Source organism: Alteromonas portus, from assembly GCF_005117025.1.
Lineage (GTDB): Bacteria > Pseudomonadota > Gammaproteobacteria > Enterobacterales > Alteromonadaceae > Alteromonas > Alteromonas portus.
Window position 1 is genome coordinate 1 of the sequence record NZ_SWCO01000017.1, and the last position, 2,651, is coordinate 2,651.

At 47.6% G+C, this 2,651-nt stretch carries 2 tRNA genes and 2 rRNA genes; all 4 read left to right on the plus strand.

Annotation, left to right across the window (positions count from 1 at the left end):
• Positions 1–81 (plus strand): 16S ribosomal RNA (locus E5672_RS19635); the annotation flags it as partial.
• Positions 82–159: 78 nt separating this feature from the next.
• Positions 160–235 (plus strand) — tRNA-Ala (locus E5672_RS19640).
• Positions 236–278: 43 nt separating this feature from the next.
• Positions 279–355: transfer RNA gene (locus E5672_RS19645), tRNA-Ile, on the plus strand.
• Between the two features lie 353 nt (positions 356–708).
• Positions 709–2,651 (plus strand): 23S ribosomal RNA (locus E5672_RS19650); the annotation flags it as partial.

The window sequence follows — 2,651 nt, forward strand, 5'->3', positions numbered from 1 at the left end:
ATTACCACTTTGTGTTTCATGACTGGGGTGAAGTCGTAACAAGGTAACCCTAGGGGAACCTGGGGTTGGATCACCTCCTTACCATTACGTCGATAGACGCACTTGATGCAGTGCCTACACAGATAGTCTTGTTTAAAATGAAGAACGACACAAGTTTATGGGGCTATAGCTCAGCTGGGAGAGCGCCTGATTTGCATTCAGGAGGTCAGCAGTTCGATCCTGCTTAGCTCCACCATCTACTTGAAACTGGGTTTGTTGCTAACAAACTTAGAAACTGAAGGCTTGTAGCTCAGCTGGTTAGAGCGCACCCCTGATAAGGGTGAGGTCGGCAGTTCAAGTCTGCCCAAGCCTACCATTTCCTTGCTTTGTGAAAGGAAGGTAACAAAGGTAGAAAACGTGTCATGTTGGACCCGAAATCCTAATGAATATTTACTGTTTCAGTAAGCATTGATTAGGGTTTTTTACTCTAAAGATGAAAGTACTGCTTTTGCAGGAAACATCGAATGTTCTTTAACAATTTGGAAAGCTGATATTAATAGTAATCAATCAAAATTGAGTAACTGAGAAATCGAAAGATGACTTTTTACTCTACTTGACTGAATTGCTTGTTATCAATCGATGATTTGATAGCAAGGCAATTCTTCCGATTAGCTTGTCATTCATGCAACATAACTTAGACAGAAGTCAAAAGGCTGTTTGGGGTTGTATGGTTAAGTGACGAAGCGTATACGGTGGATGCCTTGGCAGTTAGAGGCGATGAAGGACGTGTAAGTCTGCGAAAAGCTGTGGTGAGCCGACAAAATGCATTTGAGCCACAGATGTCCGAATGGGGAAACCCACCTGTTTACAGGTATCGTTAACTGAATACATAGGTTAACGAGGCAAACGAGGGGAACTGAAACATCTAAGTACCCTTAGGAAAAGAAATCAACCGAGATTCCCCTAGTAGCGGCGAGCGAACGGGGAGCAGCCCTTAAGCTGTTTAGAATTTAGTGGAATCCTTTGGGAAGAGGAGCGATACAAGGTGATAGCCCTGTACACGACGGATTCTTTACAGTGAAATCGAGTAGGTCGGGACACGTGTTATCTTGACTGAATATGGGGGGACCATCCTCCAAGGCTAAATACTCCTAACTGACCGATAGTGAACCAGTACCGTGAGGGAAAGGCGAAAAGAACCCCTGTGAGGGGAGTGAAATAGAACCTGAAACCGTATACGTACAAGCAGTGGGAGCCACTTCGTGTGGTGACTGCGTACCTTTTGTATAATGGGTCAGCGACTTATATTTAGTAGCAAGGTTAAGTGAATAACGGAGCCGTAGCGAAAGCGAGTGTTAACTGCGCGTTTAGTTGCTAGGTATAGACCCGAAACCCGGTGATCTAGCCATGGGCAGGTTGAAGGTTGAGTAACATCAACTGGAGGACCGAACCCACTAACGTTGAAAAGTTAGGGGATGACCTGTGGCTGGGGGTGAAAGGCCAATCAAACCGGGAGATAGCTGGTTCTCCCCGAAATCTATTTAGGTAGAGCCTCGGACGAATTCCATTGGGGGTAGAGCACTGTTAAGGCTAGGGGGTCATCCCGACTTACCAACCCTTTGCAAACTCCGAATACCAATGAGAACTATCCGGGAGACACACGGCGGGTGCTAACGTCCGTCGTGGAGAGGGAAACAACCCAGACCGCCAGCTAAGGTCCCAAAATATTGCTAAGTGGGAAACGATGTGGGAAGGCATAGACAGCTAGGAGGTTGGCTTAGAAGCAGCCACCCTTTAAAGAAAGCGTAATAGCTCACTAGTCGAGTCGGCCTGCGCGGAAGATGTAACGGGGCTAAGCAATATACCGAAGCTGCGGCAGCATGTTTACATGCTGGGTAGGGGAGCGTTGTGTAAGTGGATGAAGGTGAGTTGTAAAGCTTGCTGGACATATCACAAGTGCGAATGCTGACATGAGTAACGATAATGGGAGTGAAAAACTCCCACGCCGGAAGACCAAGGTTTCCTGTCCCATGCTAATCAGGGCAGGGTAAGTCGGCCCCTAAGGCGAGGCAGAAATGCGTAGTCGATGGGAAACGGGTTAATATTCCCGTACTTATATAATCAGTGATGGAGGGACGGAGAAGGCTAGGCAAGCTTGGCGTTGGTTGTCCAAGTGAAAGTGAGTAGGCTGAAGACTTAGGTAAATCCGGGTTTTCAAGGCCGAGACACGAAACGAGCTCCCAAGGGAGTGAAGTTGTTGATGCCCTGCTTCCAGGAAAAGCTTCTAAACTTATGATTATATGAACCGTACCCCAAACCGACACAGGTGGTCAGGTAGAGAATACTAAGGCGCTTGAGAGAACTCGGGTGAAGGAACTCGGCAAAATTGTACCGTAACTTCGGGAGAAGGTACGCCTCTGTTTGTGAACACTTCGCGTGGTAAGCAAATGGAGGCCGCAGTGACCAGGTGGCTGGGACTGTTTATTAAAAACACAGCACTCTGCAAACTCGTAAGAGGACGTATAGGGTGTGACACCTGCCCGGTGCCGGAAGGTTAATTGATGGGGTTAGTTTTCGGACGAAGCTCTTGATCGAAGCCCCGGTAAACGGCGGCCGTAACTATAACGGTCCTAAGGTAGCGAAATTCCTTGTCGGGTAAGTTCCGACCTGCA